A 19,264-nucleotide genomic window follows, 5' to 3' on the forward strand; every position below is an offset into this window, starting at 1 on the left:
GATGACGGTTTGATATTGGGGCGGACGGCGGGACTTTTGATACTGGCGGGACTACTCAGCGGCTGCGGCACCTCGCCGCCGCGTTCGCCGGAAGACATCTGCGAGATCTTCCGCGAGAAGAGCGACTGGCACGACGCGGCGCAAGTCACGCAAAAGCGCTGGGGCGTACCGATCCAGGTGCCCTTCGCGATCATGTATCAGGAGTCCGGCTACCGCTACGACGCCAAGACGCCGCGTAAATACCTGTTGTGGGTGATTCCGTGGGGCCGGGTGTCGACGGCCTCCGGCTATGCCCAGGCCAAGGATGAAGTCTGGGCCGATTACCAGAAAAGTACCGGGCGCAACTGGGCCGACCGCGAAGACTTCGACGATGCCATCGACTTCGTCGGCTGGTACATGGACAAGACCACTTCGATCAACGGCGTGTACAAGTACGACGCCTATAACCAGTACCTGAACTACCACGAAGGCTGGGGCGGTTTCCGCAACAAGACCTACGCCAGCAAGGCCTGGTTGATGCCCACTGCGCGCAAGGTGCAGGCGCGCTCCGACGTGTATGCGCGGCAGTATGCCGGGTGCAAGGAAGATTTGAATCGCGGCTTCTGGAGCCGGTTCTGGCATTGGTTGTAGGGATGACTATCAGGCCCAATCGCGAGCAGGCTCACTCCTACAAGGGATCGATGGCGAACACGCTATCCGCGGCGACCAAAATTCCTTTGTAGGAGTGAGCCTGCTCGCGATAGCGGTCATCCAGGCGCCATAGTTCTAAGGGTTACAACACCGAAAAGTTGTAACTCACAATCAACCGGGTCTCATCCACATCCCGCGCAAACTTTTCATAGTTGGTGCGGTAAGTCGCATTGCGCAGACGCAGGCTGACATCCTTGAACGTGCCCGTCTGGATCACGTACTTCAACTCGCTGTCGCGCTCCCACTCTTTGCCCTCCTGATCACTGCCCGGGACCTTGATGTGATCACCGTTGACATAGCGGGTCAGGAAGCTCAGGCCGTTGATGCCGATGGCCTTGAAGTCATAGTCATAACGCAGTTGCCAGGAACGTTCCTGCGCCGCGGCGAAGTCGTTGACCTGCACGTAGTTGACCAGATACGGATTGCTGCCATCGAGGTACGGCATCGAGTTGTCGCCGTTCATGCGCTGCCAGCCGGCGCTGAAGGTGTGGCCGCTGATGCCGTACGAGAGCATGCCGCTCAAGGCGCGGTTGTCGATGGAGCCGGCCTTGGCATCACCGCTGTCGGCGCTTTTCAGCAAACGCAGATCGGCCTTCAGCATACCGTCACCCAGCGGCTGGTTGCCGAGCAAGCCAATGAAGTGCTGGCGGTAAATGTCCTCCAGCTCGGCGTAGTGATACTGCGCGGTCAGGCGATCGTTGATCTTGTAATCGATGCCGTACATGTCGAAATGATCGGCGGTGGTGTTGCAGGCGTAGCGCTTGTTCTTGCAGTGCACGCGGATGTCTTGCGAATCAGTGGAATCGCGCGCGGTGTACTTGTCCAGACGCGCAGCCATGAAGGTCAGATCCTTCACTTCTTTAGAGGTCAGCATCGCACCGTTGAACATGGTCGGCAGCAAGCGGCCGTCGTTGTACTTGAGCAGCGGCAGATCCGGCAGCAGTGCGCCGTACTTCAACACCGTGTCCGAGACCTTGACCTTGGCGGTCAGGCCCATTTTTGCGTACTGACCCTTCGAGCCGCGCGGGTTGTCGCCGCTGGACGGCAGCAAGCCGCTGTTGCTGCGATCAGGGCTGGAGTCGAGCTGAAAGCCGAGCATGCCCAGCGCATCGATACCGAAGCCGACCGTGCCCTCGGTGTAACCCGATTGCAGATTGAGAATAAAGCCTTGCGCCGACTCTTCACGTTTGGAAGCGCCCTGGTCGCTGGAGGTGTGCCCATCACGGAAATCGCGGTTGAAGTACACCGTGCGCGATTCGATTTTCGCCGTGGTGTCTTCAAGAAAACCGCTGGCCTGAACCTGCGCGGCAAAACCGGCGCACAGCACGACGGCTCCGAAGCCAAACGACTGGCGCGGGGTGATGAGGGGAAATGGGGGACGCATGAAAAACTCCAACAGTACAGCGTTTGCGCCGGGGCGCAGTCAGCCAGAAAAATAGCTCCCGTCCCGGGTCAAAAACAGCCGGGAAGAAGTGGACACGCAGGGGTGAGTTGCAATGATGGCAGATGGCTTTGACGGCCTGAAGGCGACTTTAGTCTGAAACTGACTGGCGATTCTTCGGCCTGCGATGGGCTCAAACCAGGTGCTGGCCAGTGGCTCACGACTGCGAAGCCCCCGGTTTCATTGGGTGAAAACACCGGCATAGGGGTTTTCCCTATACCCTGCGGGTCTCTTCCCTACGGCATTTGCGCCTTGAACGAGGCGGTTTAATCCTCCATCATCCGTCACCTGCTTATTCAATGGACGGAATTCAAGGCATGCTGGACGCCAACGCTACCCACATTACCCTTACCCTCGAAGGCGCCTCCGCCGACCTGCAAGTGCTGAGCTTCACTGGTCGCGAAGCCCTCAACGAGCCTTTCCGTTTCGACCTCGAACTGGTCAGCGCCCGCCCCGACCTGAAACTCGAAGAGCTGCTGCACAAGCCCGGCGTCCTGACCTTCGGCACCACCGGCGATGGCAAGATTCACGGCCTGGTGTATCGCATCGAACAAGGCGATTCCGGCAAGACCCTGACCCGTTACAGCATCAGCCTGGTGCCGCAACTGGCCTATCTGCGGCACAACTATGACCAGCAGATTTTCCAGAACCTCACGGTGCCGAAGATCATCGCCCAGGTGCTGGAGGATCGCGGCATTCTGGCCGACGCCTACAGCTTCCAGCTCAACGCTGAGTACCCGCAGCGCGATTACTGCGTGCAGTACGACGAGTCCGACCTGCATTTCATCCAGCGCCTGTGCGAAGAGGAAGGCATTCACTTCCATTTCCAGCACAGCAGCAGCGGGCACAAACTGGTGTTCGGCGACGATCAGACGGTGTTCCGCAAACTCAAGGCCGTGAGCTACCAGCAAGACTCCGGCATGAGCGCCGATAAACCGGTGATCAAGCGCTTCAACCTGCGCCTGGAAACCCGCACCACCCGCGTCAGCCGCCGCGATTACGACTTCGAAAAACCGAAGATCCTGCCCGAAGGCGCGGTCAAATCCGAGTTCGCCCCGGACCTTGAGGACTACGATTACCCCGGTCGTTTCACCACCCGCGAGCGCGGCAAATTCCTCTCGACCCGCGCCCTCGAACGCCATCGCAGCGACTACAAACTCGCCGAAGGCAAAGGTGACGAACCAACCCTGACCAGCGGCCACTTCCTGACCCTGGCCGAACACCCGCGCGCTGAATGGAACGACTTGTGGCTGCTGCTGGAAGTCTTCCACGAAGGCAAACAACCGCAAGTGCTCGGTGAAAACGTCACCAGCGACGTCACCGACAACAAAAGCGATTTCCACCAGGGCTACCGCAACAGCTTCCTCGCCACCCCGTGGGACGCGCACTACCGCCCTGCCCTCGAACACCCGAAACCCAAAGTCCTCGGCAGCCAGACCGCAGTCGTCACCGGCCCGGCCGGTGAAGAAATCCACTGCGACCAGTACGGCCGCATCAAAGTCCAGTTCCACTGGGACCGCGACGGCCAGTCCGACGACAAAACCACCTGCTGGCTACGCGTCGCCAGCGGCTGGGCCGGCGCCGCCTACGGCGGCATCGCCATCCCGCGCATCGGCATGGAAGTCCTCGTCACCTTCCTCGAAGGCGACCCCGACCAGCCACTCGTCACCGGCTGCCTGTACCACAAGGAAAACGTCGTCCCCTACGACCTGCCGGCGAACAAAACCCGCAGCACCTTCAAAACCCTCAGCTCCCCGGGCGGCAAGGGCTACAACGAGTTTCGGATTGAAGACAAAAAGGGTGTGGAGCAGATCTACATCCATGCCCAGCGCGATTGGGACGAGAACATCGAGCACGACCAGAAAATCCGCGTGGGCAATGAGCGGCATGACACGGTTGAAGCCAACACCCTGAGCGAATTCAAGGTTGAAGAACACCGGATTACCCATCTGGATCGCATCAGCGAGATGCGCGCGGATGACCACCTGACGGTGGGCGTGACGCAGCATGTGAAGGTCGGTACGGCGCAGTTTGTCGAGGCCGGGACCGAGATTCACTATCACGCGGGTGAGAAAGTGGTGATCGAGGGTGGCATGGAGCTGACCGCCAAGGCGGGTGGGAGTTTTGTGAAAGTGGATGCGGGTGGGGTGACCATCAGCGGGGCTGAGGTGAAGGTGAATACCGGCGGTGCGCCGGGTGTGGGGACCGGGATCGGGATTCTGGAACCTGTCATACCGTGGGCCGCAGCGAAAGACAAAGCAGGTGCCCTGCTCGTCCCGGCCGCCCCACAGTTGGCCCTGGCCAAAGCCGCTCGTGCTGCCGGCGACATACGTTGCCCGATCTGCGAAGCCTGCCGCGAAGGCAAATGCGATCTGGGAGCCACAGCATGAGCGAAGTACTCAACAACTGGCTAGGCGAACAGTCCAGACTCAATCGCGTGCTGATTCTGGCACTGGACAGCCTCGCCGAACCCAATCCGGTCACCTCGCTGTACAGCGCCGGCATCATGCAACGCTCGGTACAACTTTACCGCCGTACCGAATACGCGCAGTTCGCCGCCATCAGTCCATGGCTGACTGAACTGCAGAACCCGGGCAATGATGCTTTCCGCAAACTGCTCGATGAGCCACAGCGGAACTGGGGCTGGATCGGTAGCATGGACAAGGCTGATCTCGACAGTCTGACTCAGCACTGGATTGCCCGTATGGTCATCGACGAAGACGGCGAGCGCTCGCTGTTCCGTTTTCAAGACAACCGGGTTCTGGCCCGCTGCCTGGGCAACATGAAAGAAACCGAATGGCCGCTGCTGCTCGGGCCAATCAGCAGCGTGCTGTATTGGGACCAGGATCAATGGAAAAGTGCAGATAACAGTAGGCCTGGGATGTATCCGATGCCGAATCCGGCGCCATGGCTGCAAGTACCCACCCCACCGGAAAGAACCCGCGAAATCTTGCGTGCCAACCTGAAGCGTTGGCTGCTGGTGAATCACGCCGAAACCGCCGCGAAACTTTCAGAAGCCCAGCCCATCCTCGAATGGCTTGAAGAGCAGATGGACCTGCTTGAAGGCTGGCGATGGAGTACTCCAGAGCAACGGGAGTTCATGTTGACCCTGCGCCTTGATCCCAAGAATGCCAAGGATATGGCTTGGCAACCCTTACCGGGGGAAACGCCGGAGGAGCATTTTGAGCGGTGCGAGCGCTTTTTCGCCCAATACAGCGATGACCTTGCACTGAATTGAATTCGAGATTGGGCGTCACCTGCTCGAAATGACCGCCACGAGACAAAGGACAATCAAATGCTTCATCGCAATATTTCCAATGGGTTTCGCAGCTTGCTGATTGGGCTGAGTGCGATTGGAGCAGCTGGCTGTTCGGTTGCTCAGGAGGACAGTTTTACTTTGGTGACTGAGCTTCCGCCGGGGTTCGAGGTGAAGGGTGAAGCTATCTATACTCCTCGCACTGGAGAAACCTGCACAGTCCCGCCAAAAAGTGGCAAGAGTCATCCAGGGTCAAAAATTTTCAAACAGGGGCCAAGTGAAAAAGCTCAGACAGCGCATTTTACGATCCCACTTTCAAGCACGGGCGATGGCTGTCCTTTGGTTTTGAAGCGTTTTGATTACGAAGTAGATGCGAAATACGGTGCTGCCAGACTTAACTTAGGGCGAGATTACACCAGCATTGCGTTTGAAGACGCCAAAGCAAATAGCCAGCCCTCCCCCTCACCTCTCTCATTAAAAAGAGAATGCGAGTGGTTGTTCCGCACAATCGGATCAAATCGATACATAACAAAAATATTGAAATGCAAAGCCATAGAAACTCCGCAACCTGAAAAAGACTCTGCCACCAGTTCTATTTCACGAACTCAATTGGCTGGAAAAACGCTTACTGTAGAATTCTCCCTTTCCAAAGAGGAGCGCCCTTACATGGGCGATACGTGGATTAAGTTCCCAGAGGGATGGAAGCGTTGCATGGGCGAAAATCTTGATGATCAATACGGATTTTGTCGCGGCAACACAAAAGATTTCAAGTCTTTTAAAATGCCTGACGGTCGCGAGTGCACTGTGTACCCAAACTGTACTGAATAAGGATATTTTTTATGGCATCACAAAAAACTTGCGATCCCATGTTAAGCGAAAAGTCGGAAGCATGCCCATTGCGTGGCGACTGGATCAGCTTTCAACTGGTTGATGAAACTGGCGACGGCAAGCCTTACGCTGGCCTTGGTTACGTCTTAAGCGATAGCGCTCATCAACAATATATCGGCGTACTGGATGCAAATGGCTCGGCCAAAGTCATGAACCACTATCAAGGACCTGTTGTACTCACTGTTGACAGCCCTTACAAAGGTACGGATAACCTCTACAGTGCTCTATCTCAACGGAGTAGCTATCCTCTTCCAATTACTGAGCTCCAGGTACGAGCAGAGAAAACGCGCTTTGTAAAAAAGGATGGTACACGCGTTGAAAATAACCCTGCAAAGAATAACGCTCAGCAATTTTTTCACGTCGAAGTTAAAGACCTTGTAAGCAAATCCGCTCACTTGCCCCCTTACTCAACCAGAAAGTACCCACCAAATTTCAGCCTACTTAAAATCATGGGCGACTTGGGATTTGGCCCAGAGGAGTCAGAGCTTCGCGGAGTTGCATTATTACCTAACAAGCATACCGTGCTTGAGGTCAGACCATTACGTGCTTTTCGGCCAATACTTTCGAAAGACAACAAGTTCAGCGCATTGAATCTTTATCAATTGTCTTTATTTGCTGCCTTAAGCTACTGCAATTTCGGTCAATCACCAGCTGAAAACCCCAAAGATACGGTTAGTTTTCCTCTTGACCCTAGTGTCGGGAACATGTTTGCTGAGGGGATGGCTAGCTACAAGGAGCCATGGAAAGTTAACGCAGAACAGGCAAAACCTTACTACCCTTTATACGAAGATGTTCCTTATTCGAAACGATTCGAGATTCTGCCTTTCGACCCGGCACTTTATGATCAGAACAAACCTGACTTAAATGAAAAACAAGAACACCCTGCAAAACTGCACTTCTTTGACGACAGCAGTGAGGGAACCAACACTCAAGCCTTCATAACTCATCATGACGAAATCATATTGATTGCCGTCCGGGGCACATTGGAACTCGTCGATTTCATACGTGATACCGATGCTGAGCAGATTCCCTTTGCAGCGGGTGTCGGCAAGTCTCACCAAGGCTTTTACGAGGCTTACGACGCATTGAGTAAACTTGTCGAGATTTATCTCGGCCAATTTCACACTGGGCAAAAGATAATTATCTGCGGACACAGCTTGGGGGGAGCAATCGCCACACTCCTTGCTGAGTCCTTGAGACGGCACCCAAATGGTTATGACATTTTGCTTTATACCTATGGCTCGCCAAGAGCCGGCGATGCCGACTTCGTGGAAGGCGCAGCAGCTTTGGCGCATCACCGCATGGTCAACGACAACGACCCAATCCCGAGTGTTCCCGCGCCTTGGATGAACACTAGGAAAAGCGTCTGGATACCTGGACTGGTACTCAGCTTCATTACAGCTCCTCTAGGTGCTCTTATTTTCGCTCTGGGGTTGACGCGAATCGGAGGAGCACCTTATGAACACCAAGGGGAGTTGCGCCATTTCATGCCGGTGCATTTCAAGGGGCGCGAACAATCTGCTGTGCTCTGGAACCCAGGATGCGAATCCATTGAAGAAGCCGCCTGTACACGAGCGTTGAAAAAGTTCGGCGACTTACCTGATCGTGCCATGTTTATCCAACAACTGTTCCAGATGTCTGACCACTACATGGTCCCATCCTATATTCCAAATGCGTGGGCGACACTTCGCCGATGGCAGCAAACTCAAGATGCCGATCGTACAGTAGTGACCAAGACTGAATACGATCAGATCTACTATCAGTTGCAGGAAATGCAGGAACGCTTGAAGGCCAAGGAGGCTGAGCTAAATCATTCTTTTCAGCCTGATCGCCGAACTGTTCTACAGCAAATCAATTCGCTCCGAGCTGAGATGGGGCGCATCGATACGTCAAGACAACGACTGCACACCCTCAGCTTCCAAAAAATCACGCCTGAAGATATCTATGGCTCAGCGACTCAAGGGCCAGAACATGACATCAATATCGAACGCTGGCTGGCGAAGAAAGAGAACAATGTAGAGGTTCAGCTGGCCATGATTCCTCAGGCGGGCAACGCTCAGTTGAGAACCGCGTGATTTCTGTTGCTGCGCAACCTGCGACAAATCATTGCCATCCTGCGCCAGCGGTACAGCCCGTGCTTAATGCGTGAAACGTCCTGAACATCGCTGTGCCTGAAGCACACGCAATGCAGGGTTTCAAGCAGATCGCTGCGCGCGCGGATGTGCTGGATGGCGGGGATGCCGGGGGTTGGCTTCGGTATTGATGACCATCGGCGCGCTGTCGGTGACACCGCTGTTGATTTGCTCGATTCAGCCAGGTCATCCCCCCTCTTCCAGACAGCCGGCGTTCAGCGAGGTTAACCATCGCTTAACGCCGCAGTCCAAGACTGTACTGAACCGCACACCTCAGCCCCTGGCTGACGCCGAGTGCGGCAGGTTCGGCTGTATGGCGCCGAACGCTTATTCCGTCGCACGGGAGTCCGATCCATGAACATTCGCACGCTACTGCTCACCTCCGCCCTCGCCTGCACCGCGTTCGCCGGGCTGGCTCAGGCCAATGACACCAACGCTGCTACCCAGCCCGTTCCCTATCAGTACGGCATGCCGTTGCATGTGAATAAAGTGATCTCGCTGACCGAGCCACAGACTCAGCAGTGCAAGGTCATCACCGCTGACATGAAGTACATCGACAATGCCGGCAAGCCGGCGGAAATCACCTATCGAAAAATGTCTGACGCCTGCAACTTCCAGAACTGACAGAAGGCTCTGATTTGCGGCTTTGCGGTAGGCGGTGAAGGGTTCGCGGGTTATGCTCGGGGTCACTTCTCACTGCCGCAGGGACTCGCCATGCAGTTGTCGTTTCGCACGTTGTCGATCATCACTGCTTCGTTGTGTTTTTTACTGGCGCTGGTCTGGGGCTTTTTCCCGCAGGTGTTGCTGGCGATCTGGAGCATTGAGTATTCGAGCGCGGCCGGTTTTGTTGCGCGGCGCAGTGCGGTGCTGTTTGCGGCGTTGGGGGCGATGTTTTATCTGGTGCGCAACGCGCCGCCGTCGCTGGGTCGCAATGCCCTGAGCAACGGGTTTATCGTCGGTTGTTTTGGTTTGGCGGTGCTGGGTTTCGGCGAATGGCTGAACGGCCATGCCGGCCCCGGGATTCTGCTCGCGGTGCTGGTCGAGTTCGCGCTGGGCCTTGGCTTTGTGCAGGCCCGGCGCGTGACGGTCGAACTGGGTGAAACGGTGAGTTAAAGCGCTCTGGAGCGAGGGCTGTAATGCTGTGGCGCGGTTTGTAGTGCCAGATCCGAACGCAGGCCGGCAATCAGTTCGTTGATCTCGCGACAGCCGTTGAGATGGCTGGCGTCGATACCGCTGACGTGCAGATCAACCTGGTCAGTCTGGTGATCGCCGAAGACCTTGACGGTCATCGACAAGTCGGGCGACAGCGTGCACTGGCAGCGTTTAGGCAGAAAACTGCTTTCAATGATATTGCGTAGTTCCAAGGCAGACAGAAACATGGTGAACCTCTCCTTATTGATGAAACTGCCAATCAACTCTTCACGTTGACCGCTTTTGCTGCCCCTGAACGGGTGTGTCCCCGCTGATTCCCTGGTGCGGCAAACGGTTGTACTGCGAAATGCCCATTGGAGTGTAGGCGCCCGACGCCGGTGCGCTGCACTAAAGCGACGCATAAAACGTGCCTTTCATCGGGGCATTTCGCCCCTTGTGAAATCAAGTACTTGGCGCAGTGGCCAGCAGTTGGCCAGTTGCAAAATGCAAGATCGCCCCTCTTGGGTACTGCAATTTGCAAGTTGACGCCGGTTTGCATTCATCGCTGATGACAGTGAGAATGCCCGTCATCCACCCTACACCCGCCAGGAGGCTTTCATGGGTTCTTTACGCGCTCGCGCGACAATCGGTCTGCTCGTTGCCGGCCTGTCCACCCTCGCCCATGCGGCCAAACTCGAAGACGTCGCGCCGTATCCCAAGGCGGAAAACGGCTTTACTCGCCAGGTCATCCACCTGCCCAAGCAGGATCAGGAAGAGAATTTCCAGGTCGAAGTTCTCGCTGGCAAAACCCTGGAAGTCGACTGCAATCGCCAGCGCCTGGGCGGCGCTCTGGACGAGAAAAACCTCGAAGGCTGGGGCTATCCGTTCTATCGACTGGAAAAAGTCATTGGCCCGATGAGCACCCTGATGGCCTGCCCACCCGGCACAGCGAAGAAACGCGCCTTTGTCCCGGTCGTCGGTGACGGCTTCATGCTGCGCTACAACAGCAAGCTGCCACTGGTGATCTACGCTCCGAAAGATGTCGAGGTGCGCTATCGCATCTGGTCGGCTTCGGACAAGGTCGGCACGGCCATCGTGGAATGACCTGAACAGGGAGTGCAGAACGTGATTACCTGCCATGTGCGATACGTGATCGATCCGTACCAACTGACCGAATTCGAGGCATACGCCAAGGCCTGGCTGGGCATCGTCGAGCGCTTGGGCGGCACTCATCACGGCTATTTCCTGCCCTCCGAGGGCGCGAGCAATATCGCTTATTGCCTGTTCAGCTTTCCTTCGCTGGCCGATTACGAAAGCTACCGGCACATCGCGCTGACCGACCCGGAAAGCACGGCGCTGGTGGAATCACTGGTGCAGAAGAAATTCATCGTCAGCTACGAGCGCAGTTTCCTGCGCCCACTGCTGCCCTGAGTGTTATCACGCCGGGACGCCGCACACCGCGGCGCGCTCGGCGACGTGGCGCAGGCTGTCGAAGTTGATGTTGGCGCCGGAGTCGATCGCGACGAAGGTCTGCTCACAAACACCGCTGCGCGCCACGTATTGCTTGATGCCGGCCACCGCCAATGCTCCGGAAGGCTCGGTGATCGAACGGGTATCGTCGTAGATATTCTTGATCGCCGAGCACAGCTCGTCATTGCTGACGGTGACCACCTCGTCCACGCAGAACCTGCACACTTCAAATCCATAAGCGCCGATCTGCGCTACTGCCACGCCATCGGCGAACGTTCCGACACTGGGCAACACAACGCGCGCATCCGCTTGCAGCGCCGCCTGCAGGCAGGCCGAGTGCTCCGATTCGACACCGATGATTCGCACCTCCGGCCGCAGGTATTTGACATACGCCGCAATGCCGGCGATCAGGCCGCCACCGCCGACCGGAACGAAGATCGCATCCAGCGGCCCCTGATGCTGACGGAGGATTTCCATGGCCACCGTGCCTTGGCCGGCGATCACGTCCGGATCATCGAATGGAGAGACAAAAGTTCGCCCGGTCTGCTCGGCCAGTTGCAGCGCATGGGCCAGGGCAAACGGAAAACTCTCGCCGTGCAGCAGCGCCTCGGCATCCCGACTTCGTACCCCAAGCACCTTGAGTTCCGGCGTGGTCGAGGGCATGACGATAGTCGCCGCGATTCCCAGCTCCCGCGCTGCCAGCGCCACGCCCTGCGCATGGTTGCCCGCCGAAGCGGTGATCACCCCGCGCGCCTTTTGCGCATCGCTCAATTGCACCAGCTTGTTGTAGGCGCCACGGATCTTGAAGGAGAACGTCGGTTGCAGGTCTTCGCGCTTGAGCAGGATCCGGTTGTCCAGCGCCTCGGACAGCGCCGGCGCCGTTTGCAACGGAGTGCGCACGGCAATGTCGTAGACCGGCGCGGCGAGGATCCTTTTCACGTACTGCTCAAGCAGGGCTTGCTGGTCGGGGCTGTATTTCATCATCATCTCCGGGCGCTCTGTGTAGGAGCTGCCGGAGGCTGCGATCTCTTGATCTTGCTTTTGATTTGAGTAAAACAAAGTCAAAAGATCGCGGCCTTCGGCAGCTCCTACAGGGAGCCTTCGTTGTTAAAACCCCGGAGACAGAAAATGAAAACCCGCCTCTAGGGCGGGTTGGGTGCTGCAGTCGTGAGCTAGCCCGCCAAGTGAGGAATGGCGGTAATAATGCTTGGCTGGCAGCGCAATACGGTGGAAGTCATGGGCCTGAAATTAGCCCGCCGACGACCGGCGAGTCAATGGCTTATTTGACGCTGGCGCTATAGGCTGGCAACTCTGCTCATCACCCCAAGGAAGGAATGCATGATGTCTGTCGCCCTGCCCCTCACTGCGTTGATTGCGTTTACCGGCTACACCGTGTCGGTGATGCTCCAAGCCGAACAGTCGTTGATCGACTTCGGCATCGGCCTGATGTCGCGTCCGGATACGGCGCAGGTGGTGATTGATCTGTATCTGCTGGCGACGCTGGCCGGGGTGTGGATGGTCAAGGATGCCCGGTCGCGAGGGATGTCGGTCTGGTCGGTGGTGCCGTATCTGTTGCTGACGGCGGTGTTTGTGTCGATTGGGCCGTTGTTGTATCTGGTGGTGCGTGGGGTTCGGGAGCGCAGGAAAGTAACTGTGGCAGATCCGGCGAGCTGATCCGGGTTTTCCGGTGTTGCTGAATACGCCATCGCGAGCAGGCTCACTCCTACAGAGAATCAAATTGTAGGAGTGAGCCTGCTCGCGATGGCGTCGGCAAAGTCACCATTGATTATTTGGCCAACCGCCGCAACCCAAACAACATCCCCCCTGCCCCCAGCAACATCACCAGCAGAAACACCGGATACGAAATCCACCACGGCGTGCCCGCCGTCATCATGCTGAACTCGGACATCCCGCCAATGCTGGCGATCAGGTTCAACGGCAGAAACACTACGTTGATCAACGTCAGTTTACGCAGCAGGTTGTTCATGCTGTTGTTCATCAGATTGCCGCGGGCATCGATCAGCCCCGAGAACACCGTGGAGTAGATCTCCGCCTGCTTGTAGCACTGGTTGTTCTCGATGATCAGGTCGTCGATCAGCCCGATCGCCTCGCTGCCAAAATGCTGTTTTTCCGCATGATTGCGCAGCCGCGTCAGCACCGCGCCGTTGCTGTGCAGGGCGTTGATGTAATAGATCAGGCTTTCGCTGAGGTTGAACATCTGCACCAGGTGCTGGTTCTGCATCGAGGCGTTGAATTTCTGTTGCAGCTCGCGGGCCACCAGTTTGATCACCTTGAGGTGGCCAAGGTAATGGTGGATGTTGTTGAACAGCAGATCGAGCAACACATCCAGCGGTGCATTGAGCGGTTGGCGTGTGCCGATGCCGTGCAGCGGCGTGTCGTCGGTGGCGATCACCAGCAATTGGCCGGGCGCAAACAGCAGGCCACAGGACGACACTTCAAACGCCAGGCTGCCACCGCCGGAATAGTTTTCCGGGCGTTTCCAGATCAGGAACAAATGATCAGGGTGAAACTCGATTCGCGAGACTTCGTCCGGGTCCAGCGCCGAGGCCAACGCGTGTTCGTCGACCTTGTAGTGGCTGTGGAGCAAATCGCGCTCGGCCGCATCGGGATTGCTGAACAGCATCACCTCGGCGTCCAGCCGCTCGACCCGCTGCAACGCGCCATGACTCAATGCGAAACTGCTGATCATCGGCGCGTCACCAGGCCTGGCCGCGACGTTTGAGCTCCAGCCGTCGCACGAACTCCTCCAGTACCAGTGAATACAGATCGTCCTGCAAGTAGGCGTCTTCAATGCCGGCGTCGAGGTTCGGGTTGTCGTTGACCTCGATCACTACCACTTTGTCACCGGCCTGTTTCAGGTCCACGCCGTAGAGGCCATCGCCGATCAGGTTGGCGGTCTTGACCGCCAGTTCCACCACCGCTCGCGGCGCCTCGTGAACGGCCAGCGTGCGACACTCGCCGTTGATGTCCTGGCCCTTGGCTTTGTGGTTGTAAATTTGCCAGTGGCCCTTGGACATGAAGTATTGGCAGGCAAAGATCGGTTTGCGGTTGAGCACACCGATGCGCCAGTCGTACTCGGTGTAGAAAAACTCCTGAGCCAGCAGCAACACCGAGTGTTCGAACAGTTCGGCGGTGGCCTCCAGCAGCGCCTGCTGACTTTCAACCTTGATCACTCCGCGAGAAAAACAGCCGTCGGGGATCTTCAACACCAGCGGAAAACCGAGGCGTTCGCCGACCCGCTCGAAATCTTCCGGTCGTTCCTTGTAGAGAATTTCCGTGGCGGGCATGCCCAGTTGATGGCTGTTGAGCAGGTCGGTCAAGTAGACCTTGTTGGTGCAGCGCAGGATCGACGTCGGATCATCCATGACCACCAACCCTTCGCTTTCAGCCTTCTTGGCGAAGCGATAGGTATGGTTGTCGACGCTGGTGGTCTCGCGAATCAACAAGCCGTCGTACTCGGCGATCCGCGCATAATCCTTGCGTTCGATCAGCTCGACATCGATGCCCATGCGCTTGCCGACCCGGACGAAATTCTCCAGTGCCTTGGCGTTGGATGGCGGCAAGGCTTCCTGCGGATCGTGCAGGATCGCCAGGTCGTAACGCGCCACTTGTGGCGAGCGTGGTGCCCGCCAGACTTTACGGCTGAAGCCGTCCAGCGCATTGGCGAACTGGTCTTCCTGATCGTCACGCAACTTGTGCAGCGCGCCGGACTTTATGCCTTCGATGTGCCAACCGTTAGTTCGCCGAAACTCAACTAACAGAATCGGACATGGAAACACTTCAAACAACTGTCGAGCCAGATCCTGCAGCGGCTCGATATGAGTCTTGCCGAAGTAAAGAGTCAAGGTGAAACCTTCGGTATCGCTGTACAGATGATGACTGAGGGCTTTTTCCAGGGTTTTATCGAGGTCGTCCAGTGCCAGACCATACAGTGATTTTTTCGTCAGTTCGCTGATGGTGCGCACCGATGGAATCACCTTGTGGCCGCGGGCTTCAGCCAGCAGCGAGCAGTAGTAACCGTGCCAGAGGTATTTGTAGCTGCGACACAGGTTGATCACCTGCACGCGCTTGCCCGGCTCGCTGTCACGGGTTTGCTCGAGGTACTCCTGAGCTGTGACGATGTCCTCGCTGGGAAAGTACGAGGCCCAGTCTTCCTTGCGTTCGACGATTATCAACACTTGACTGGAAGTTCTGATGGCTGGATTTAAAAAAGTTGCCGCCGGCAAACTTTGCTCGGATACTTCGCGCCAATGACCCTGTACCGCTGACATAGAGATTGATCCGTTGGAGAACAAGACCATTTCTATTAAGCACGAAGTTTTTCGAAAGTCCCGTTTCGTTACGCAACTTTTACGGTGGTCATATGAATGCTGTTTTTCGTTTGGCGGTAGTTGAAGATCTGCCAGCGCTGCTGGCCCTGGAAATGCAATGTTTCACCACCGACCGGCTCACCAGCCGCAGCTTTCAGTGGATGATCACCCGCGCCCATGCGCAGTTGCTGGTCGCCGAGCTTGACAGTCGATTGCTCGGCTACGCACTGGTGCTGTTTCATCGCGGCACATCGCTGGCGCGTCTGTACTCGATCGCCATCGCCGGCGAAGCTCGCGGCAGCGGTTTGGGCAAACAGTTGCTGCAACGTATCGAGGCCTGCGCCGTCGAGCATGACTGCGCGTATCTGCGCCTGGAAGTGCGTATCGACAACCCCACCGCCATCGCGCTTTACGAGCGCAACGGCTACCGACGCTTTGCGTTGATTCACGATTACTACGAAGACCATGCCGATGCGCTGCGCCTGGAAAAGCGCATTGTTCAGCACCGTGACTCGCGCAACATCAAGGTGCCCTATTACCCGCAAACCACTGAGTTCACCTGTGGCCCGGCCTGTCTGCTGATGGCCATGGGCGCGCTGCAACCTGAGCGTTTACTGGAGCGGCGCGAAGAATTGCAGATCTGGCGTGAAGCGACCACGGTGTTCATGACCTCCGGCCATGGTGGCTGCAGCCCTCAAGGCTTGGCACTGGCCGCTTGGCGCCGGGGTTTCCGGGTGCGTTTGCAACTGAGTATGGCCGGGCCATTGTTCCTCGACGGCGTGCGTGATGAGCATAAAAAAGACGTCATGCGCCTGGTGCACGAGGAGTTCAGCGCACAAATGCAAGAGACCGATATCGACCGCAAGATTGGCACCCATCTGGATTTGCCGCGCCTGCTACAGGATGGCGGACAGCCTCTGGTGTTGATCAGCAGCTATCGCCTGACCCGTTCCAAGTCACCGCACTGGGTGGTGGTCACCGATTGCGATGAAGATTTTGTGTACCTGCACGATCCGGATGTCGATCACAGCCAGCATCGTCAACCCATGGACTGCCAGCATGTGCCGGTCAGCCATGGCGAGTTTGAAAAGATGAGCCGGTTTGGGCGTGGGAAATTACGCGCGGCGGTGGTTTTGTATGCCCGCGCTACGCCAACTATCGTCAGGCTCTAGAGACTTTTTTTGTGGCGAGGGAGCTTGCTCCCGCATGAGTGCGTAGCGCTCACAAGATGTTGGGGCTGCTGCGCAGCCCAGCGGGAGCAAGCTCCCTCGCCACAGGACATCTGTGAAAATTTGAAGTGAAGTTACTTCAGGCCGACCTTGTAGAGCGCACCATCCTGTTCATCCGTCAGCACGTACAGATAGCCATCCGGCCCCTGCCGTACATCGCGAATCCGCCGTTTCAGTTCACCCAACAGCCGCTCCTCGTGCACCACCTTGTCCCCGTCAAACTGCAAGCGGATCAGCTCCTGACTGACCAGCGCACCAATAAACAGGTTCTGCTGCCAAGGCTTGAAGCGATCAGCGTCATAGAACGCCATCCCGCTGACACCGGGTGATTTCTCCCAGACATGGTGCGGATCAACGGCGCCCTCGACGCTCTTGCCCTTGGCTTCCGGGATCGGTTGCAGCGAATAATTGATGCCGTGGGTAGCCAGCGGCCAACCGTAGTTCTTGCCGCGCTCGATGATGTTCACCTCATCGCCGCCACGGGGGCCATGCTCGTTTTCCCAGATAGTGCCATTCCACGGATTAAGCGCTGCGCCCTGCGGGTTGCGCTGGCCGTACGACCAGATTTCCGGACGCACGCCGGACTGGCCTACAAACGGGTTGTCATCCGGCACCTTGCCGTCGGGGAAGATCCGCACGACCTTGCCTTGCAGCTTGTCGAGATCCTGCGCGGTCGGCCGGTCGTTGTTTTCGCCCAGAGTGATAAACAGGTAACCGTCGCGGTCGAACACCAGTCGTGAGCCGAAATGGTTACCGGTCGAGAGCTTCGGTTCCTGACGGAAGATCACCTTGAAATCGCTGATCGTCTTCAAGTCGTCTGACAGTCGGCCGCGCCCGACCGCGGTACCGGCCTTGTCCCCGGCGCCACCGCCCTCGGCGTAGGACAGATAGACCAGTCGATCCTGTTTGAAGTCCGGCGACAGCACCACGTCGAGCAAACCGCCCTGGCCCTTGGCCCAGACCTTGGGCACGCCGCTGATGGGTTCGGAACGCTTGCCGTCGGCGCCAATCAACCGCAGGTAACCGGGACGTTCGGTGACCAGCATGCCTTGGCGATCCGGCAGAAACGCCAGCGCCCAAGGGTGCTCGAGGCCTTGGGTGATCGTGGTGACTTCAAGGGTGCCTTGCTCGCTTTGCAACTCTTTAGGGGCAGCGGCGAAGGCAGGCGCGCTGATCAATGCGCCGGCACACAGCGTGGCTAGAAGGGTTTTACGCAACATGCACGATTCCTTTTGTTCATTTTGAAGGCTGACAGGCGCTCAGGCCTGATGTTCAACGGTTGCTGTCGCCAGCGCGTGGCGGTGGGTTGGAGATGAATCTGGGTGGCGTACTCGGTACCGAGCGTTGCTGCTGGCCATTGCCGATGCCGCCATTGCCGACGGTGGGCGTACTGGGTACCGGCACTGTATTCGGCCCGCGAATCGCCGGCGCGCTGGGCTGCGTGCCCTGCATGCTATTGGGATTGGCCCGGCGGATCGGGCTGTTATAGGGATTGTTGCTGGTGCCGGTGGGACTTTGCGCGAGCAACAGCGGCGCGGACAGTGCCTCGACGTCGGCATGCGCCAGGCCTGCCCCAAGGAGCAGAACGATCATGCCGGGCAATATTCGGTTCATGGGGTGGCCTCTCGATGCGCAGGTGATAGAGCCTTCGAGTCCACGCTACGCCCTGGGTTCGGATTTGTTAACCCATCGCCCTTAAACAAGATGTAACACGGCTTGACCGTCAGCACGGCGTCCCCAGGCAAACGCTGGAAACTTTCGCCACAAGCTGCAGGTCACCTGAACATCACTCGCGGAGGACTCACCATGGCTCGGGCAATCTGGAAAGGCGCGATCAGTTTCGGACTGGTTCATATCCCTGTCGCGCTGGTGTCGGCAACGTCTTCGCACGGTGTGGACTTTGACTGGCTGGACAGCCGCAGCATGGACCCGGTGGGTTATAAACGGGTGAACAAGGTCACCGGTAAGGAAGTCACCAAGGAACACATCGTCAAAGGCGTGGCCTACGAAAAGGGCCGCTACGTGGTGCTCAGCGAGGAAGAGATCCGCTCGGCACACCCGGTGTCGACGCAGACCATCGACATTTTCTCCTTCGTCGATGCCGAGCAGATTCCGCTACAGAACATCGACACGCCTTATTACCTGGCCCCGGACAAACGTGGTGGCAAGGTCTACGCCCTGCTGCGTGAAACATTGAGCAAAACCAACAAGGTCGCCCTCGCCCGCGTCGTCCTGCACACTCGGCAATACCTGGCGGCACTGATGCCGCTGGAATCGGCGCTGGTGCTGGTCAAACTGCGCTGGCCCCAGGAAGTACGCGGCCTCGACGAACTGGAACTGGGCAGCGAGGTGACCAAGCCGCAACTGGCCAAGGGCGAGTTGGACATGGCTAAACGTCTGGTCCAGGACATGAGCGGTGACTGGAGTCCGGAGGACTACAAGGACGAGTTTGAAGACAAGATCATGGCACTGGTCGAGAAAAAGGCCCATGAAGGCAAGATTGAGGATGTTGAAACCGTGGGTGGCGAGGAGGAGCGCAAATCTGCCGATGTGATCGACTTGACCGAACTGCTTAAACGCAGCCTGGGCGGTAAGGCGCCGGCCAAAGCGAAGGCAAAGGACAAGCCTGCCAGTAAGGCAGCCCCGGCGAGAAAGACCAAAAAGGCTTCGGGAGATTAAGCAGATCCGGTTCCTGT

Annotated in this window: 18 protein-coding genes and 2 pseudogenes; 12 read left to right on the forward strand and 8 right to left on the reverse strand. The window is 57.4% G+C overall.

Translation table 11 applies throughout. The features are described from left to right. Positions 1 to 9 precede the first annotated feature (9 nt). A complete protein-coding gene (locus tag CKW11_RS02170; protein ID WP_095136034.1) occupies positions 10 to 630 on the forward strand; it encodes a hypothetical protein in 621 nt (206 codons plus the stop codon). A gap of 142 nt (positions 631 to 772) precedes the next feature. Here CKW11_RS02170 and CKW11_RS02175 read toward each other — a convergent pair whose 3' ends face one another. After that, complete coding sequence (locus tag CKW11_RS02175; RefSeq protein ID WP_095136036.1) at positions 773 to 2,074, reverse strand: OprD family porin; 1,302 nt, start codon at positions 2,072 to 2,074, stop codon at positions 773 to 775. 374 nt (positions 2,075 to 2,448) lie between these two features. Between CKW11_RS02175 and CKW11_RS02180 the strand changes: the two genes are divergently transcribed. From CKW11_RS02180 to CKW11_RS02195, 4 genes are read left to right on the forward strand one after another with little or no spacing between them, the layout of a single operon-like run. Continuing rightward, positions 2,449 to 4,521 (forward strand): type VI secretion system tip protein VgrG, encoded by a 2,073-nt coding sequence (locus CKW11_RS02180; protein WP_095136037.1) that lies wholly within the window; start codon positions 2,449 to 2,451, stop codon positions 4,519 to 4,521. Between the two features lie 47 nt (positions 4,522 to 4,568). Next, positions 4,569 to 5,369, forward strand: a complete 801-nt coding sequence (locus tag CKW11_RS02185) for a DUF4123 domain-containing protein (protein ID WP_256582009.1) — start codon at positions 4,569 to 4,571, stop codon at positions 5,367 to 5,369. Positions 5,370 to 5,426: 57 nt separating this feature from the next. Beyond that, on the forward strand, positions 5,427 to 6,215 hold the full coding sequence (locus CKW11_RS02190; protein WP_095136039.1) for a hypothetical protein: 789 nt from the start codon (positions 5,427 to 5,429) through the stop codon (positions 6,213 to 6,215). Positions 6,216 to 6,226: 11 nt separating this feature from the next. Further along, positions 6,227 to 8,350, forward strand: coding sequence for a lipase family protein (locus CKW11_RS02195; protein ID WP_095136040.1), 2,124 nt, complete (start codon positions 6,227 to 6,229; stop codon positions 8,348 to 8,350). A 3-nt stretch (positions 8,351 to 8,353) separates the two neighbouring features. On the opposite strand, the pseudogene CKW11_RS28735 reads toward CKW11_RS02195, so the two are convergent. Further along, positions 8,354 to 8,584: pseudogene (locus CKW11_RS28735) on the reverse strand (hypothetical protein); the annotation flags it as partial. 177 nt (positions 8,585 to 8,761) lie between these two features. Between CKW11_RS28735 and CKW11_RS02205 the strand changes: the two are divergent. After that, positions 8,762 to 9,031: a DUF2790 domain-containing protein gene (locus CKW11_RS02205; protein ID WP_095136041.1), complete on the forward strand. Its 270-nt coding sequence runs from the start codon at positions 8,762 to 8,764 to the stop codon at positions 9,029 to 9,031. A gap of 90 nt (positions 9,032 to 9,121) precedes the next feature. Next, a complete protein-coding gene (locus CKW11_RS02210) occupies positions 9,122 to 9,520 on the forward strand; it encodes a hypothetical protein (protein ID WP_095136042.1) in 399 nt (132 codons plus the stop codon). On the opposite strand, the gene CKW11_RS02215 is transcribed toward CKW11_RS02210, so the two are convergent. After that, entirely contained in the window at positions 9,517 to 9,786 is a 270-nt protein-coding gene (locus CKW11_RS02215; protein WP_095136043.1) for a DUF1652 domain-containing protein, read from the reverse strand. The genes CKW11_RS02210 and CKW11_RS02215 overlap by 4 nt on opposite strands. A gap of 370 nt (positions 9,787 to 10,156) precedes the next feature. Here CKW11_RS02215 and eco point away from each other — a divergent pair, with 370 nt between their 5' ends. Together eco and CKW11_RS02225 are read left to right on the forward strand one after the other, a co-directional pair. Then, positions 10,157 to 10,642, forward strand: coding sequence for a serine protease inhibitor ecotin (gene eco / locus CKW11_RS02220; protein WP_095136044.1), 486 nt, complete (start codon positions 10,157 to 10,159; stop codon positions 10,640 to 10,642). A gap of 21 nt (positions 10,643 to 10,663) precedes the next feature. After that, the gene (locus CKW11_RS02225; RefSeq protein WP_003225174.1) at positions 10,664 to 10,969 is read left to right on the forward strand and encodes an NIPSNAP family protein; all 306 of its coding nucleotides are present in this window, start codon (positions 10,664 to 10,666) and stop codon (positions 10,967 to 10,969) included. 30 nt (positions 10,970 to 10,999) lie between these two features. On the opposite strand, the pseudogene ilvA reads toward CKW11_RS02225, so the two are convergent. Beyond that, positions 11,000 to 11,995 (reverse strand): annotated as a pseudogene (gene ilvA, locus CKW11_RS02230) (threonine ammonia-lyase, biosynthetic); the annotation flags it as partial. A gap of 351 nt (positions 11,996 to 12,346) precedes the next feature. Here ilvA and CKW11_RS02235 point away from each other — a divergent pair. Further along, entirely contained in the window at positions 12,347 to 12,682 is a 336-nt protein-coding gene (locus CKW11_RS02235; protein ID WP_095136046.1) for a DUF2834 domain-containing protein, read from the forward strand. Positions 12,683 to 12,794: 112 nt separating this feature from the next. On the opposite strand, the gene CKW11_RS02240 is transcribed toward CKW11_RS02235, so the two are convergent. Continuing rightward, positions 12,795 to 13,718: a magnesium transporter CorA family protein gene (locus tag CKW11_RS02240; RefSeq protein ID WP_047597123.1), complete on the reverse strand. Its 924-nt coding sequence runs from the start codon at positions 13,716 to 13,718 to the stop codon at positions 12,795 to 12,797. A 7-nt stretch (positions 13,719 to 13,725) separates the two neighbouring features. Continuing rightward, positions 13,726 to 15,300 carry a RimK family protein gene (locus tag CKW11_RS02245; RefSeq protein ID WP_095136047.1) on the reverse strand — a complete coding sequence of 525 codons (1,575 nt, stop codon included), beginning with the start codon at positions 15,298 to 15,300 and terminating at the stop codon, positions 13,726 to 13,728. A 92-nt stretch (positions 15,301 to 15,392) separates the two neighbouring features. Here CKW11_RS02245 and CKW11_RS02250 point away from each other — a divergent pair, with 92 nt between their 5' ends. Beyond that, positions 15,393 to 16,511 carry a peptidase C39 family protein gene (locus CKW11_RS02250; RefSeq protein ID WP_095136049.1) on the forward strand — a complete coding sequence of 373 codons (1,119 nt, stop codon included), beginning with the start codon at positions 15,393 to 15,395 and terminating at the stop codon, positions 16,509 to 16,511. 131 nt (positions 16,512 to 16,642) lie between these two features. On the opposite strand, the gene CKW11_RS02255 is transcribed toward CKW11_RS02250, so the two are convergent. After that, positions 16,643 to 17,788, reverse strand: a complete 1,146-nt coding sequence (locus CKW11_RS02255; RefSeq protein WP_095136051.1) for a PQQ-dependent sugar dehydrogenase — start codon at positions 17,786 to 17,788, stop codon at positions 16,643 to 16,645. 52 nt (positions 17,789 to 17,840) lie between these two features. Continuing rightward, complete coding sequence (locus CKW11_RS02260) at positions 17,841 to 18,182, reverse strand: hypothetical protein (RefSeq protein ID WP_095136053.1); 342 nt, start codon at positions 18,180 to 18,182, stop codon at positions 17,841 to 17,843. A gap of 192 nt (positions 18,183 to 18,374) precedes the next feature. Between CKW11_RS02260 and CKW11_RS02265 the strand changes: the two genes are divergently transcribed. Continuing rightward, positions 18,375 to 19,247, forward strand: coding sequence for a Ku protein (locus tag CKW11_RS02265; protein WP_095136055.1), 873 nt, complete (start codon positions 18,375 to 18,377; stop codon positions 19,245 to 19,247). Positions 19,248 to 19,264 lie beyond the last annotated feature (17 nt).

The sequence above is a fragment of the Pseudomonas sp. Irchel s3a10 genome (assembly GCF_900187525.1).
Classification (GTDB): domain Bacteria; phylum Pseudomonadota; class Gammaproteobacteria; order Pseudomonadales; family Pseudomonadaceae; genus Aquipseudomonas; species Aquipseudomonas koreensis_G.

Coding starts and splice junctions, on each gene's coding strand:
- CKW11_RS02175 (WP_095136036.1), bottom strand. CDS start 2,074: ATGCGTCCCCCATTTCCCCTCATCACCCCGCGCCAGTCGTTTGGCTTC.
- CKW11_RS02180 (WP_095136037.1), top strand. CDS start 2,449: ATGCTGGACGCCAACGCTACCCACATTACCCTTACCCTCGAAGGCGCC.
- CKW11_RS02190 (WP_095136039.1), top strand. CDS start 5,427: ATGCTTCATCGCAATATTTCCAATGGGTTTCGCAGCTTGCTGATTGGG.
- CKW11_RS02195 (WP_095136040.1), top strand. CDS start 6,227: ATGGCATCACAAAAAACTTGCGATCCCATGTTAAGCGAAAAGTCGGAA.
- CKW11_RS02205 (WP_095136041.1), top strand. CDS start 8,762: ATGAACATTCGCACGCTACTGCTCACCTCCGCCCTCGCCTGCACCGCG.
- CKW11_RS02210 (WP_095136042.1), top strand. CDS start 9,122: ATGCAGTTGTCGTTTCGCACGTTGTCGATCATCACTGCTTCGTTGTGT.
- CKW11_RS02215 (WP_095136043.1), bottom strand. CDS start 9,786: ATGTTTCTGTCTGCCTTGGAACTACGCAATATCATTGAAAGCAGTTTT.
- eco (WP_095136044.1), top strand. CDS start 10,157: ATGGGTTCTTTACGCGCTCGCGCGACAATCGGTCTGCTCGTTGCCGGC.
- CKW11_RS02235 (WP_095136046.1), top strand. CDS start 12,347: ATGATGTCTGTCGCCCTGCCCCTCACTGCGTTGATTGCGTTTACCGGC.
- CKW11_RS02240 (WP_047597123.1), bottom strand. CDS start 13,718: ATGATCAGCAGTTTCGCATTGAGTCATGGCGCGTTGCAGCGGGTCGAG.
- CKW11_RS02245 (WP_095136047.1), bottom strand. CDS start 15,300: ATGTCAGCGGTACAGGGTCATTGGCGCGAAGTATCCGAGCAAAGTTTG.
- CKW11_RS02250 (WP_095136049.1), top strand. CDS start 15,393: ATGAATGCTGTTTTTCGTTTGGCGGTAGTTGAAGATCTGCCAGCGCTG.
- CKW11_RS02255 (WP_095136051.1), bottom strand. CDS start 17,788: ATGTTGCGTAAAACCCTTCTAGCCACGCTGTGTGCCGGCGCATTGATC.
- CKW11_RS02260 (WP_095136053.1), bottom strand. CDS start 18,182: ATGAACCGAATATTGCCCGGCATGATCGTTCTGCTCCTTGGGGCAGGC.
- CKW11_RS02265 (WP_095136055.1), top strand. CDS start 18,375: ATGGCTCGGGCAATCTGGAAAGGCGCGATCAGTTTCGGACTGGTTCAT.